The sequence below is a fragment of the Pseudoflavonifractor phocaeensis genome (genome assembly GCF_016901735.1).
Taxonomy (GTDB): domain Bacteria; phylum Bacillota; class Clostridia; order Oscillospirales; family Oscillospiraceae; genus Pseudoflavonifractor_A.
On the sequence record NZ_JACLZC010000075.1, the window covers coordinates 1 to 13404 of the forward strand.

General features: G+C 65.3%; 11 protein-coding genes and 1 pseudogene. 5 read left to right on the top strand and 7 right to left on the bottom strand.

From position 1 onward, the window contains the following. Positions 1 to 381 precede the first annotated feature (381 nt). The 4 genes and pseudogenes from H7U37_RS12970 to H7U37_RS12985 all read right to left on the bottom strand — a co-directional run bounded on the left by H7U37_RS12970 (position 382) and on the right by H7U37_RS12985 (position 3729). On the bottom strand, positions 382 to 1650 hold the full coding sequence (locus H7U37_RS12970; protein WP_204876326.1) for a replication-associated recombination protein A: 1269 nt from the start codon (positions 1648 to 1650) through the stop codon (positions 382 to 384). A 78-nt stretch (positions 1651 to 1728) separates the two neighbouring features. After that, positions 1729 to 2013: pseudogene (locus H7U37_RS12975) on the bottom strand (sporulation stage IV protein A); the annotation flags it as partial. Beyond that, on the bottom strand, positions 2001 to 3593 hold the full coding sequence (locus H7U37_RS12980; RefSeq protein WP_204876328.1) for a recombinase family protein: 1593 nt from the start codon (positions 3591 to 3593) through the stop codon (positions 2001 to 2003). The gene H7U37_RS12980 and the pseudogene H7U37_RS12975, both read right to left, overlap by 13 nt. After that, positions 3580 to 3729 carry a hypothetical protein gene (locus H7U37_RS12985; RefSeq protein WP_204876329.1) on the bottom strand — a complete coding sequence of 50 codons (150 nt, stop codon included), beginning with the start codon at positions 3727 to 3729 and terminating at the stop codon, positions 3580 to 3582. The genes H7U37_RS12980 and H7U37_RS12985 overlap by 14 nt, the downstream gene beginning before the upstream one ends. Positions 3730 to 3860: 131 nt before the next feature. Here H7U37_RS12985 and H7U37_RS12990 point away from each other — a divergent pair, with 131 nt between their 5' ends. From H7U37_RS12990 to H7U37_RS13010, 5 genes are all read left to right on the top strand, one after another. Further along, a complete protein-coding gene (locus tag H7U37_RS12990; protein ID WP_204876331.1) occupies positions 3861 to 5093 on the top strand; it encodes a sensor histidine kinase in 1233 nt (410 codons plus the stop codon). Between the two features lie 235 nt (positions 5094 to 5328). Further along, complete coding sequence (locus tag H7U37_RS12995) at positions 5329 to 7200, top strand: efflux RND transporter periplasmic adaptor subunit (RefSeq protein ID WP_204876332.1); 1872 nt, start codon at positions 5329 to 5331, stop codon at positions 7198 to 7200. 11 nt (positions 7201 to 7211) lie between these two features. After that, positions 7212 to 7970: an ABC transporter ATP-binding protein gene (locus H7U37_RS13000; RefSeq protein ID WP_204876333.1), complete on the top strand. Its 759-nt coding sequence runs from the start codon at positions 7212 to 7214 to the stop codon at positions 7968 to 7970. Continuing rightward, positions 7967 to 9148 carry an ABC transporter permease gene (locus H7U37_RS13005; protein WP_204876334.1) on the top strand — a complete coding sequence of 394 codons (1182 nt, stop codon included), beginning with the start codon at positions 7967 to 7969 and terminating at the stop codon, positions 9146 to 9148. The genes H7U37_RS13000 and H7U37_RS13005 overlap by 4 nt, the downstream gene beginning before the upstream one ends. 14 nt (positions 9149 to 9162) lie before the next feature. Continuing rightward, entirely contained in the window at positions 9163 to 11379 is a 2217-nt protein-coding gene (locus tag H7U37_RS13010) for an S-layer homology domain-containing protein (protein ID WP_204876335.1), read from the top strand. Positions 11380 to 11479: 100 nt separating this feature from the next. On the opposite strand, the gene H7U37_RS13015 is transcribed toward H7U37_RS13010, so the two are convergent. From H7U37_RS13015 to H7U37_RS13025, 3 genes are all read right to left on the bottom strand, one after another. Next, complete coding sequence (locus tag H7U37_RS13015; protein WP_204876336.1) at positions 11480 to 12025, bottom strand: RNA 2'-phosphotransferase; 546 nt, start codon at positions 12023 to 12025, stop codon at positions 11480 to 11482. A 12-nt stretch (positions 12026 to 12037) separates the two neighbouring features. After that, complete coding sequence (locus H7U37_RS13020; protein ID WP_204876337.1) at positions 12038 to 12715, bottom strand: response regulator; 678 nt, start codon at positions 12713 to 12715, stop codon at positions 12038 to 12040. Between the two features lie 19 nt (positions 12716 to 12734). After that, the coding region (locus H7U37_RS13025; RefSeq protein ID WP_204876338.1) for a response regulator at positions 12735 to 13404 on the bottom strand (670 nt) is incomplete at its 5' end.

Consider the following 13404-nt stretch of genomic DNA (forward strand, 5'->3'; position numbering starts at 1 on the left):
CATTTTCTTAACGCTGTGGCGCCTGGGGGAAGTGCAGAAGGGGGGTATCCCCCCTTCTGCCCCTTTTGGTCCAGGCCCTTTTCGGGAAAAGGGCCTGGCGCCGCCCGCGCAGGGCCGTTCCCGTTGGGAATCGAAAAACGATTCTGCGGCAATTTGCATCCTTCCCGCAGGATGCTTGCATTTTAATCGGAGACAACAGACTTTTTCCATAAGCTGACATCCCCGGCAGCATCTCACGCTGCCGGGGATGTCTCATTTTTGCGCAAACGGCGGGAAAAACATGCTACCCATTCTCGCCCGCCGGCTTTGCAGAGAGAACGCGGGCGGCCATAAAGGCCGCCCCTACGGATTGATACGGAAAGCAGGCATTTCCCCTATCTTTTATCTCTTATCTTTGATCTCCTCCCAATAGCGCTTTGCCGCCTGCTCGGTCTTGTTTTCCCCGTAGTGATAGTATGTCCGGCCCACCAGGGCGTCGGGCAGATACTGCTGCTTCACCCAGTGGTGGGGGAAGTTATGGGGATACAGATACCCCTGCTCCCGCTCCTGCCCCGCCGAGTCGGCGTGCTTATTTTGCAGGTGCCGGGGATAATCGCCGGTCCGCCCCGCCTTCACGTCGGCCATGGCCGCGTCAATGGCCGCCTCGCCGGCGTTGGACTTGGGCGCCGTGGCCAGCAGAATCACCGCGTCTGCCAGCGGGATGCGGGCCTCCGGCAGACCCACCATATTGGCCGCGTCCACACAGGCTTTCACGATGGAAATGGCCTGGGGATAGGCCAGCCCCACGTCCTCGCAGGCGGTGACCATGATCCGCCGGCAGGCCGACACCAGATCCCCCGCCACCAGCAGCCGGGCCAGATAGTGCAGGGCCGCGTCCGGATCGGAACCCCGGATGGACTTCTGCAAGGCCGACAAAATGTCGTAGTGGTCGTCCCCCTCCCGGTCGTACCGCATGGCCGACCGCTGGGCCGCCAGCTTCGCGTCCTCCAGGGTGATGCGCCGCCCCTCCGCCGTCCGGCGGGCCCCGCTCCACAGAAGCTCCAGGGCGTTCATGGCCTTGCGCACGTCGCCGCCGCAGGCCGCGGCAATGTGGGACACCACCCCCTCCTCCCAGAGGGCCGCCTCTCCCGTCCGGCGGGAGAGGCAGTCCAGCCCCCGGCGCACCGCCGGTTCCACGTCCTCCGCCGTCAGCGGCTTGAATTCAAAGACGGTGGACCGGGAGAGCACCGCGTTATAGACATAAAAATAGGGGTTCTCCGTGGTGGAGGCAATGAGGGTGATCTTCCCGTTCTCCATGAACTCCAGCAGGGACTGCTGCTGCTTTTTGTTGAAATACTGGATCTCATCCAGATAGAGCAGCACCCCGTCGGGGGCCAGCAGGGTGCCTATGCCCGCCATGATGTCCTTGATGTCGGAAATGGAGGCGGTGGTGGCGTTGAGCCGGTGCAGGGGCCGGTTGGTCCGCCTGGCGATGATGTTGGCCACGGTGGTCTTGCCGGTGCCCGAGGGACCGTAAAAAATCAGATTGGGGATGGTCCCCCCTTCGATGATGCGGCGCAGCAGGCCGTTTTCCCCCAAAATGTGCCGCTGGCCCACCACCTCCTCCAGCGTGGTGGGCCGGATCTCGTCCGCCAATGGCCGGTAGTCCATGCCGTCCTCCTCCTTTGTGCCCGTTGTTCTGATGCTCCTTATTCTAACACACGTTCGACGCGCCGTAAAGACCGGCCCTCAGAGAATGATGCAGATCAGCCCGCCGGACCCCTCGTTGATGATGCGCTGCAGGGTCTCCTGGAGCTTGGCACGGGCGTCGTCCGGCATCCGCTTGAGCTTGGCGTTCAGGTCCTCGCTCACCAGCTCGTGGAAGGATTTACCGAAAATGTTGGACTGCCAGATGGCCTTGGTGTCCCCCTCGAACTCCTGGAGCAGATAGTGGATCATCTCCTCGCTCTGCTTCTCGTTGCCCACGATGGGGGAGACCTCCGTCTCGATATCGGCCCGTATCATATGTATTGCACGCTGCAAAGCGAAGCTTTGCCCCGCCGGCGGAGGATATGGCCCACCACCCCTCCTTCCAGAGGACGGACCCCCATCTCCAGCCGGATGGCCTCCTCCGCCCTGGGACAGACCTCCACCCGCTCCAGCAGGGCGTCCGCCACCTCCGGCGGCAGCCCCTCCGGAAAGGCCAGCGCCCGCTCCACCGCAGCCCCAAGCCCGGTCCGGTCGGGCACGGGGTCCTCCTCCAACCGGGCCAGCTGGGCCTCCAGCGCCTCCAGCTCCCGGTTAAAGCCCTGGTTGCGGGTGAAAAATTCCCCGTCCGAAATGAGGCCCGCCACGCTCAGATCCAGCAGCTTGTCCTTCCGCCGCGCCACCTCCGCCAGAGCCGCCCGGCACCGGGCCTCCTTTTCCCCCTCCCGCCGCCGCTCGTAGCGCCCCAGCAGCGCCCCACCCAGCGCCCCGCCGTCGGGCAGCAGCGCCAGGAGCAGCTGCCGGCACAGCTCGTCCAGCTCATAGCTGTAAACCATAGGCACTTCACAGCCCTTTTTCCCGGCGCGGGCGTACCGCTGGCACTGCCACACCTCCCGGCCGCCGTCGGGGGTACGGTAAAAGGCCCGGTAATAGGGCGTGCCGTGGACGGCGCAAAAGAGCTTGCCGCTGTACGCATACCGCCCGGCGCGGCGCTGGGACCCCGTCCGGCGTTGCAGCACCGCCTGGGCCTTGTCCCACAGCGCCTCCGACACGATGGCCGGCACCCGTTCCTCGTCCCTGTAAAGGGTCCACGCTTCCGGGGGCAGCTGCTTGCGGGCCGTCCGCCGGTAGTCGTATTTGCTGCTCTTCCCCCCGCAGTAGTACCCCTTGTACTTGGGATTGGTCAGAATCCCACGGATGGTGCTGAAGGAGAGCTCCTTCCCCCCCGCGCTGCGCCATCCTTCCTCCCACAGCCGACGCGCAATGGCCCGGATGCCCATGCCCCGGTTTGCGTACCAGTCAAAGATGAGACGCACCATCTCCGCCTCCTCCGCCCGTACCACCAGCCGGCCTCCCGCCTTTTCATAGCCCCAGATGCGGCTGTTGCCCAGCACCACCCCCTTTTCAATGGCCCGCTTGCAGCCGAACTTCACCCGCTCGGAGATCTTGCGCACCTCGTCCTGGGCAATGCTGGCCATGATGGTCAGCCGCAGCTCCGCGTCGGGCAGCAGGGTGTTGATGTTGTCCGACTGAAAGTAGACCCCCACGCCGCTGGCCAGCAGCTCCTGGGTATACCGGATGGAGTCCAGGGTGCTGCGGGAAAACCGGGAGATCTCCTTGGTGAGGATGAAGTCAAACCGGCCCGCCTTCGCGTCGTCGATCATCCGCAGAAACTGCTCCCGCTTGCCCGCGCTGGTGCCGCTGATGCCCTCGTCCACATAGCCCTCCACCCCAGTCCAGACCGGACACCGCCCAATCAGGTCCCGGTAATAGTCCACCTGGGCCGACAGGGAGTGGAGCTGGGCGTCCTTCTCGGTGGACACCCGGGCGTAATAGGTCACCCGCATGGGCAGCTCAAAAATGCTCCTCCCGCCGTTGATGGCACACCGCGCGTCATACAGATCCATGGCGCTCCTCCCCTCTCACACGGCCGGCGGCCTCGTACAGCTCCCGCGAGATCTCCCCCCGCCGGTACAGCCAGTCGTTGGCCGCCTGCAAAACCGCCTCCGTCAGCCGGGCCGTTTCCTCCCGCCGCTGTTCCATACGCATCCCTCCCGGTGGGAGGCTATGCCCCTTCCTCCCGCCCTATGCCGGAGAAATTTCCCTTGACAGCGCCTTTTTTTGCGCTTACCCTGTTAGCATCAAAAAAAACAGAAGGGAATTTGCCTATGGATATGGAAAAAAGACTCCGGCGGCGCTTTGTCCTCCTGGCCACCCTGGCCATGGGCGTGGTCATGCTGGTGCTGTGCGTGGGACTCAACCTCTTCAACCTGTGGAACCAGCGCGCCGAGGCTATGCGGACCCTCTCCTACCTGAGCCAGAACAACGGCTCCTTTCAGACCCTGCCGCCCCAGCAGAACTGGGTACAGCCGGAGCTCCCCTTTTGGACCCCCGAGACCCGCTATCAGCTGCGCTATTTCTCCGTCTGGCTGGACGACAGCGGCACGCCCGTCCTGGTCATGGCCGAGCATGTGGCCGCCATCAACGCCCAGCAGGCCGGGGAATACGCCCAGGAAGTCTACCGGCAGGGTCTGACCCAGGGCCGGATGGACCAATACCGCTACCTCCTCACCCCACAGGAGAACGGCGTCCTGGTGGTCTTTCTGGACTGCTCCCGGGAGATGCAGATGGCCCGCTCCCTCCTGCTGGTCACCCTCATCCTCTATCCCCTGGTGCTGCTGGCCGTCTTTGCCCTCTCCGCCCTCATCAGCGGACGGGCCGTCCGCCCCATCGTGGAGAGTTTTCAGCGCCAGAAGCAGTTCATCACCAACGCCGGTCACGAGCTGAAAACCCCCCTTGCCATCATCAACGCCAACGCCGACGTCCTCCGCCTGACCTACGACGAAAATCAGTGGGTGGACAGCATCCAGCACCAGACCAGGCGGATGAGCCGCCTCATTCAGGAGATGCTCCGCCTGGCCCGGCTGGAGGAGGACAGCGGAACCAAATGGTCCGAGGTGGACCTGAGCGCCCTCACCGAGGAAATGGCCGCCGACTTCTCCGTCCTGGCCCAGAGCGGCGGACGGCGCTTTACCAGCCGCGTCCAGTCCGGCCTCCGCCTCCAGGGGGACGAGGCCAGGCTCCGGGAGCTCCTCTCCATCCTGCTGGACAACGCCGTCAAATACAGCCCCAAGGGGGGGACCATCTCCCTCTCCCTGGTAAAGCACGGCCGCAGGCTCCTGATGCGGGTGTCCAACTCCGTGGAACAGCCCTTCTCCCACCAGCAGCTGGCCCACCTCTTCGACCGCTTCTACCGCTGCGACGACTCCCGCTCCAGCCAGACCGGCGGCTACGGCCTGGGCCTGGCCATTGCCCGGGAAATCGCCCAGCGCCACAAGGGCCGCCTCTCCGCCGCCAATCAGGCGGGAACGGACGGGGCGCAGGTGGTCTTTACCCTTTTGCTGTGACCTGGGGCAGAAACTGCACACCACGCCCACACTGTGTAGGGGCGACCCTTGTGGTCGCCCGCCGGTTTTGCAGGGGTAACGCGGGCGGCCGGTGTCCGTCCTCCGCCCTTCCGGAAGCAACGAACCGCCAGTGCCTGTCCCAATTGGGGCGGGCACTTTTTTTGCGCCGCCAAAGGTTCAGCTTAGGTTGCTCTGTTATAGTAAGGCTCACCGACTTTGATAAGGAGGAAGTCCTATGTCCCAATCCAATCCTTCCGCCCCCTCCCTGCCGGCCGACGGGCCTGTCGCCGGCGCTGCCAAGCCGCCAAAGGCCAAAAAGAAACCCCTTCGCATGAAAAAACATCTGAAAAAAATCATCGTGGCGGTGGTGATCCTGGCACTGGCGGGCTCCGGCGCCGCCTACGGCCTCACCCGCCTTTTCGCCGAGGAGGAGCTGGTAATCCGTACCGGCACCACCAGCTACGGCACCCTCTCCACCACCCTCTCGGGCAGCGCCACCACCATGCCCGGCGAGAGCGACACCTATACCGTCATGGCCGAGGCTGAGGTGCTCACCGTCAACGTCTCGGCGGGCGACACTGTGCAGGTGGGCGACCTCCTCTACACCCAGGACGACACGGTCATCGACGAGGAAATCGACGGCTACCAGGAGCAGATCGAGTCCTACCAGGAGACGGTGGACGACTGCGCCCAGCAGCTGGCCGACTTGCAGGAGGATATGGACGCCCTCACCATCACCGCCGGGCTGTCCGGCCACCTCTACGACGTGACCGTCAAAAGCGGCGACGAGGTTAAGGCCGGCGACGTGCTGGCCCACATCTACGACGACGACACCATGGTCCTCAAGACCTATTTCAGCTACCTTTACGAGGATCAGATCAGCCTGGGTATGGCCGCCACCGTCAGCCTGGCCGACCAGATGCTCAGCCTCTCCGGCACCGTCACCGCCATCGACAAGGTGGATTATGTGACCGCCCAGGGCACCCGCTGCTTCGCCGTCACCATCTCGGTGGAAAACCCCGGCTCCCTGGCCGACGGCCAGACCGCCGCCGCCACCCTCACCGCCGCCGACGGCTCCACCCTCTACCCCGTCGGCGACAGCACCCTCACCTACTCCGACTCCGCCACCCTCACCGCCCAGGGCTCCGGCACCCTCGTCTACGTCAACGCCCAGGATTATCAGAAGGTCTCCGCCGGTCAGACCCTCTTTGTCATCGGCGACGACGCCTACACCGACCAGATGGAGAACCTCCAGAAGCAGAGCGCCACCGCCCAGGAGCACATTGCCGACCTCCAGGAGCGCATCGCCGAGGCCGAGGAGGACCGGAGCGACTACGCCGTCTACGCCGAGCTGGCCGGCACCGTCATGTCGGTGAACATCCAGGAGGGGCGGACCTACCCCCAGAGCCAGACGGCCGTCTCCATTTACAGCCTGGACACCATGTCCCTCTCCATCTCCATCGACGAGCTGTACATTGACCAGGTCTCCGAGGGGATGGAGGTCACCGTGGTGCGGGAGGGCAGCGAGCAGAACCAGTCCTACACCGGCACCGTCACCGAGCTGGGCCTGGAGGCCACCGCCTCCTCCGGCGTGGCCACCTTCCCCGCCACCGTCACCGTGGAGAGCGGCGGGGCCCTCTCCGCCGGCGTCTACGTCTCCTGGTACATCGCCTTGGGCGGTCAGGACGACGAGGAGGGCATCCTCTGCCCCATCGACGCCATCCAGACCATTCAGGACGAGACCTATGTCTTTGTCCAGGGCGAACCCACCGCCGACGCCGTTACCTTCCCCGAGGAGGACGGCGTGGACATCCCAGACGGCTTCTACGCCGTGGCGGTGGAGCTGGGCAGCTATGACGCCGCCCAGGTCCACATCCTCTCCGGCCTGGACCAGGAGGGTCTGACCGTCTTTTTGGGCTACCAGCAGGCCGCGCCGGAGGACAACGGCGCTTCCGATATCTCGGGCGGCGATGAGGAAAGCGGCTTCCCCGGCGGTATGCCCGACATGGGCAACCTGCCTGACATGGGCGGCGGCAATATGCCCAATATGGGCGGCGGCGGCATGTCCAACATGGGCGGCGGCGGACGCCCCGGCGGCATGGGCTGAGGAGGCGCGGCATGAGCCTGATCGACATTCAAAACGTCTATAAAATCTACAACGAGGGCATGGAAAACGAGGTCCGCGCCCTGGACGGCGTGAGCCTCTCCATCCATGACGGCGAGTTCGTGGCCGTGATCGGCACCTCCGGCTCGGGCAAGTCCACCATGATGAACATTCTGGGCTGCCTGGATGTGCCCACCGCCGGCGAATACCTGCTGGACGGCATCTCCATCCGGGAGAGAAGCGAAAAGGAACTCTCCGCCATCCGCTCCCGCCGCATCGGCTTCGTCTTTCAGGGCTACAACCTGATCCCCTCCCTCTCGGTGTGGCAGAACGTGGCCCTTCCCCTCACCTATCAGCACGTCCCCGCCGGGGAGCGCTACCGGCGGGCCATGGAGGCCCTGGAACAGGTGGAGATCCTCCAAAAGGCCGACAGCCGACCCCTCCAGCTCTCCGGCGGACAGCAGCAGCGGGTGGCCATCGCCCGGGCCATCGCCACCCGCTCCCCCATCCTCATGGCCGACGAGCCCACCGGCGCCCTGGACTCCAAGACCGGCGAACAGGTGCTGGCCCTCCTGCGAGAGCTCAATCGGAGCGGTACCACCGTCATCCTCATCACCCACGACAACACCATCGCCGCCCGGGCCCGGCGGGTGATCCGCCTGCGGGACGGCCACATCATCCACGACACCGGCCGGGACGGTCCCGACACCCAGGTGTCCGAGGCCGCCCGGCGCATCGGCCTGACCACCGCGCCGGGGGAGGTGGCGGTATGATCGCCCTCCAAATGGCCCTGGACTCCATCCTGGAAAAGAAAAGCCGTTCCTTCCTCACCATGATCGGCATTATCATCGGCGTGTGCGCCGTCCTGATCCTGGTGGCCATGGTGTCGGGCTACAACCAGAATCTGATGGCCTATTATGAAAAAATGGGGGTCAACAAAATCACCGTCGACTTCTCCTTCTACCAGTCCGACGGCGCCCCAGACCTCTCCCAGACCCTCTACGATTACGGCAACGGCGAACTGGGGGACTACGTCACCGGCGTCACCCCCCTCTATACCACCTCCGGCACCCTCAAATTCCGCGCCGCCTCGGAGGACTCCGCCACCATCTACCTGGCCGGCGACCAGTTCTCCGCCTGCTATAACTACACCCTGGAGACCGGCCGGGACCTCACCGCCTTTGACATGGAAAACCGCAACCCCGTGTGCGTCATCGGCTCCTACACCGCAAAAACCCTCTTCGGCCTGGTCAGTCCCCTGGGCGAGACCCTCTACCTCAACGGCGACCCCTACACCGTGGTGGGCACTTACTACCAAAAGGACGGCGGCGAGGAGGATTCCATGGACGATATGATCGTCCTCCCCTATACCTGCAACCGCTCGGTGCTGGGCACCAGCGCCGTCACCTCCATCGTCTTTAAGATGAACACCTCCGGCGACGTGGACCCGGTCATGTCCGCCCTGGAGCGCTACCTCCCCACCCTGGTGGACGAGGACACCACCGGCACCTATACCCTCACCGACGGCAACAGCGAGATCTCCGCCGAGGGCGAGACCACCTCCCTCTCCGCCGTGCTGGGCGGCATCGCGGGCATCGCCCTGCTGGTGGGCGGCATCGGCATTATGAATATCATGCTGGTCACCGTTACCGAGCGCACCCGGGAGGTGGGCATCAAAAAGGCCATCGGCGCGCCCCGCCGGGAGATCATCTCCCAGTTCCTCCTGGAGGCTGCCATCCTCAGCGGACTGGGGGGCGTCATCGGCATCGCCGTGGGCTACGCCGGGTCCCTCATCCTGGGAAAAATACTCTACGACCTGACCGTCACCCCCGACGGGATCTATGTGGCGGGCTCCTTCCTGTTTTCCATCGCCATCGGGGTGATTTTCGGACTATACCCCGCGGTCAAGGCCTCCGGCCTCCAGCCGGTGGACGCCCTGCGGGCAGATTAACGAGGTGATTTTTCATGAACAACAGACACAGGGCCCTCGCCCTCCTGCTGGCCGCCGCGCTGACAACGGCCGGCGCCGTACAGCCCGCCGCCGCCTTCTCCGACGTGACCGACCCGGACACGTCCCTGGCCGTCTCGGTGCTGGAGGGCATGGGCATCGTCAGCGGCTACGACGACGGGAACTACCATCCCGACGCCTCCCTCACCCGGGCGGAATTTGCCAAGCTGGCCGTCCTGGCCATGGGCCTCTCCGGTCAGGTCTCCGCCGCCGGACACCGCACCCTCTTCAATGACGTGCCCGCCTCCCACTGGGCCGCCGGATACGTCAACCTGGCCTACGACCAGGGCATCGTCAACGGCTACGGCAACGGCTCCTTCGGCCCCGCCGACGCCGTCACCTTCGACCAGGTGGTCACCATCCTCCTGCGCCTGCTTGGCTATACCTCCGCCGACATCGGGCCCTTCTGGCCCGCCGACTACCTGGCCTTTGCCGACGACCTGGGGCTGAACGACGGTCTGGATCTCACCGGCGGCGACGCCGTCAACCGGGGGGAGGCCGCCCTCCTCCTCTACCGCGCCCTTCAGTGCGACACCAAGGAGGGACAGACCTACGCCCTCACCACCGCCCAGCAGGCGGTGGAGGATGTGATCCTCCTCTCGGTGTCCGCCACCGCCGACGACGGACGGACCGGCGCCGTTCAGGTCCTCTCCAACGGTAAGATCCTCTACTATGACCAGAAAAACCCCCTGCCCGATGAGCTGAGCGGACAGAGCGGCACGCTCCTCCTGGACCAGAGCGGCGATGTCACCGGCTTCCTGCCCGACGGCAGCGCAAGCCGTACCGTCTCCATCGCCGCCGTCACCGCCGCCGGCATCACCGGCAAGGACGGCGCCGGCTACTCGGTCCCAGCCTCCGCCGCTCTGGTCTGGCAGGGCTCCGTCTACCAGTGGGAGACCGGCTTTGCCAACGTGAAGGCCGGCGGCTCCGCCATTCTCTACTACAACACCGCCGGCGATATCTCCGCCGTCTATCTGCCCTCCGCCTCCGACAGCGAGGCCGTGGTGCTCTCCGCCTCCCCCACCGCCGCTACCCTGGGGGCCTCCTTCGGCCTGGGGGATTCCGGCTGGTCCCTGACCAAAAACGGCGCTTCCGCCCAGTGCGCCGACCTGGCCGCCTGGGACGTGGTCACCTATGACGCCGCCTCCCGTACCCTCATCGCCAGCGACTGCCGCCTTACCGGCTATCTGGAGGACCTCTACCCCAGCGCCGGCGCCCCCACCTCGGTGACCATCGCCGGTCTTACCCTGCCGGTCCTCCCCTGCGCCCGGGAGAGCTTTGCCGGTTTTTCCGGCGGCGACCAGGTCACCCTCCTCCTCACCGACGGCGGACAGGTGGCCATGGCCCTCTCCCCCTCCGAACTGCAGGCCGAGATGATCGGCCTGATGGCCGCCGACGGTCGGTCCGTCACCCTCAGCAGCGGACTCACCCTCTCCGGTGAATTCGACGGAGCGGACACCCTGGCCGGGTCGGTGGTGAAGGTCCTGTCCGACGGCGTGGGTTCCTTCGCCGTCAAGGCCCTCTCCGGCGGCGTGACGCCCGCCCGGCTGGACCTGACCGAGGGCGTCATGGGCGAATACCCCCTGGCCCCCTCCGTCACCTGCTACGAGTGGGCCGGCTCCGGCTACGCCGTGCAGATCTCCCTCTCCGACCTGTCCGGTACCGTTTCCGCCAGCGACATCAGCTACGCCCACTGCAATGACGCCGGACAGATCGACCTCCTGGTGCTGGACGCCGTCACCGGCAGCTGCTATACCTACGGCTTTGCCGTCACCGGCACCCAGGTCTCCGTCGGCGTCAGCGGCTTTGTCTACTCCAACGGCACCGTATCCGTGCGCAACAGCGCGGGCACCAGCAGCGCCTATCTCACCGCCGCCTCCATCAAGGACGACGCCGCCATCGGTATTTCCGGCAGCGCCAGCGGAAAGCTGGCCGGTATGGTCACCCTGGCCAAGGCCACCGGCATCGTCCGGGACGACTTCAACGGCCTGACGTCGGTGAACATCAACGGGGTGGAGTACCCCATCAGCGACCAGGTCCAGGTATACAACAGCGACACCGAACAGTGGACCACGCTGGAAAAGGCCAAAGCCTACGGCAGCAGCTTTACCCTCTATTTTGACCGCACGACCGCCCAGGGCGGACAGGTGCGCATCATCACCGTGACCCAGTAATCAGCAAGGCCAGGACCATGAGACGTCCTGGCCTTGCGGCGTTTTATATGGAATTGCGGGCACACACTTGCATAGACGCAGGCGGCCACAAGGGCCGCCCCTACGTGCTTTCTTTCTCCAGATAGGCTGTGGGGACCACCTTGGTCAGCCATACCTTGTTGACGCTGCGGTAGAATTTCAGCCCGTCCCGGGCCATCTGCCCGCTCTTTACCCGGTAGAGCACCGGCGCGCCATGCCGGGCCCCCACCGCCATGGCCGTCTCCCGGTCGAGAGACAGATGGACGTACAGCCGCCCCTTGGGCAGCAGGCCCGAGGCGTCAATGGATCGCTCGTACTTCTTCCCCGTGCCGTGCCACAGCGCCTCCGGCGGCAGACACTCCTCCAGCTCCACGTCCACCGGGATGGAGTGCCCCTGGTTGGCCCGGATATGGCTGTGGTCCTGGTCAAAGGCATAGCGTCCCTTCTCGTCGGTGCGTACAATCTCCTCCAGCGTGGCCCGGTCCAGCGGATAGCGGGTGTGGGCCGCCATCCCCGCCAGCAGGGCGTCCACCTCCGCCCAGCCGTGCCGGTCCAGGGAAATGCCCACGCTCTCCGGCGCGTGCCGCAGAATGCGGCTCAAACACCGGCTGGCTCTGGTCAGATCCATCCTGTGCTCCTTTCACGGGGTCTGGCGCTCCAAATAGTAGCCGGCGCCCCGGTTTACCTTTAATTTTACCTGGCTCCCCATGGCGGAGAGCTTCTTGCGCAGCGCGGATACCGCCACCCAGACCACCCCGATGTCCGCCTCGGCATCATAGCCCCAGATGTGCTCAAAAAAGGTCTGGGTGGAGATGACCGCCCCCGGCCGGCGCAGCAGCATTTCCAGCATCTGATACTCCTTGTTGCCCAGCCGGACCGACTGGCTCCCGCAGCGGAGCATCAACGTGGCCGGGTCCAGCTCCAGGTCCCCGCAGGTCAGGATGGGCGCCGTCACCCCCGCCGAGCGCCGTACCAGCGCCCGCACCCGGGCCAGCAGCACCGACATCTCAAAGGGCTTGGTCAGGTAGTCGTCCGCACCGCTGTCCAGCCCCGTTACGATGTCCTCCGACTCCGACTTGGCCGTCAGCATCAGCACCGGCGTGCTCACCCCGTCGGCCCGCAGCCGCCGCGCCACCTCAATGCCGCTCATGCCGGGCATCATCACATCCAACAGAATCCCCGCGTAATTCTCCGCCGAGCCGTAGTCATAGGCGTCGGTCCCGTTGTACACCACGTCCACCGAAAAGCTGTGGTGGGTCAAAATGGCCGACAAGGCGTTGGCCAGCTCCCGTTCGTCCTCCGCCAACAGCAGCCGCACGGTTCCTTCCCTCCTTTTCTCACTTGAGCAGCGGCGCCAGCGTGGCCTTCACCCGGCTCATGTCCACCGGCTTGGCCACATGGCCGTTCATCCCAGCCTCCCGGGCGGCGATCACGTCGTCGGCAAAGGCGTTGGCCGTCATGGCCACAATGGGGATCTGACCGGCGTCGGCACGGTCCAGGGACCGGATGGCCCGGGACGCCCCGTAGCCGTCCAGCACCGGCATCTGTATGTCCATCAAAATCGCGTCAAAGGTGCCCGGCGCCTCCCGCTGGAACACCTCCACCGCCTCCTGCCCGTTCTGGGCGGTGGTCACCCGGGCTCCCTCCATCTCCAGCAGCTCGGTGGCGATCTCCATGTTCAGCAGGTTGTCCTCCGCCAGCAGGAAATGCCGCCCGGTGAGGTCGCAGTCGGTCCGCGCCGGCTCCTCCTCCTTCCGCTCCTCCGTCATCTGACAGGGGAGCACCACCGTAAAGGTGGAGCCTTTCCCCTGGACGCTCTCCACGTCAATCTGACCGCCCATGAGCTGCACCATGTTCTTGGTAATGGCCATGCCCAGACCCACGCCGCTGACCTGATTGGTCATGGAGGTGTCCTCCCGCTCAAAGGGCAGGAAGATCCGCTCCAAAAACTCCGGCGACATGCCGATGCCGTCGTCGGCCACCGTGAAGCGGTACATGGCCCAGCCC

What these genes read in the sequence shown, in the direction of transcription:
- H7U37_RS12970 (WP_204876326.1), bottom strand. Translation starts at nt 1,650, where the DNA reads ATGGACTACCGGCCATTGGCGGACGAGATCCGGCCCACCACGCTGGAG.
- H7U37_RS12980 (WP_204876328.1), bottom strand. Translation starts at nt 3,593, where the DNA reads ATGGATCTGTATGACGCGCGGTGTGCCATCAACGGCGGGAGGAGCATT.
- H7U37_RS12985 (WP_204876329.1), bottom strand. Translation starts at nt 3,729, where the DNA reads ATGGAACAGCGGCGGGAGGAAACGGCCCGGCTGACGGAGGCGGTTTTG.
- H7U37_RS12990 (WP_204876331.1), top strand. Translation starts at nt 3,861, where the DNA reads ATGGAAAAAAGACTCCGGCGGCGCTTTGTCCTCCTGGCCACCCTGGCC.
- H7U37_RS12995 (WP_204876332.1), top strand. Translation starts at nt 5,329, where the DNA reads ATGTCCCAATCCAATCCTTCCGCCCCCTCCCTGCCGGCCGACGGGCCT.
- H7U37_RS13000 (WP_204876333.1), top strand. Translation starts at nt 7,212, where the DNA reads ATGAGCCTGATCGACATTCAAAACGTCTATAAAATCTACAACGAGGGC.
- H7U37_RS13005 (WP_204876334.1), top strand. Translation starts at nt 7,967, where the DNA reads ATGATCGCCCTCCAAATGGCCCTGGACTCCATCCTGGAAAAGAAAAGC.
- H7U37_RS13010 (WP_204876335.1), top strand. Translation starts at nt 9,163, where the DNA reads ATGAACAACAGACACAGGGCCCTCGCCCTCCTGCTGGCCGCCGCGCTG.
- H7U37_RS13015 (WP_204876336.1), bottom strand. Translation starts at nt 12,025, where the DNA reads ATGGATCTGACCAGAGCCAGCCGGTGTTTGAGCCGCATTCTGCGGCAC.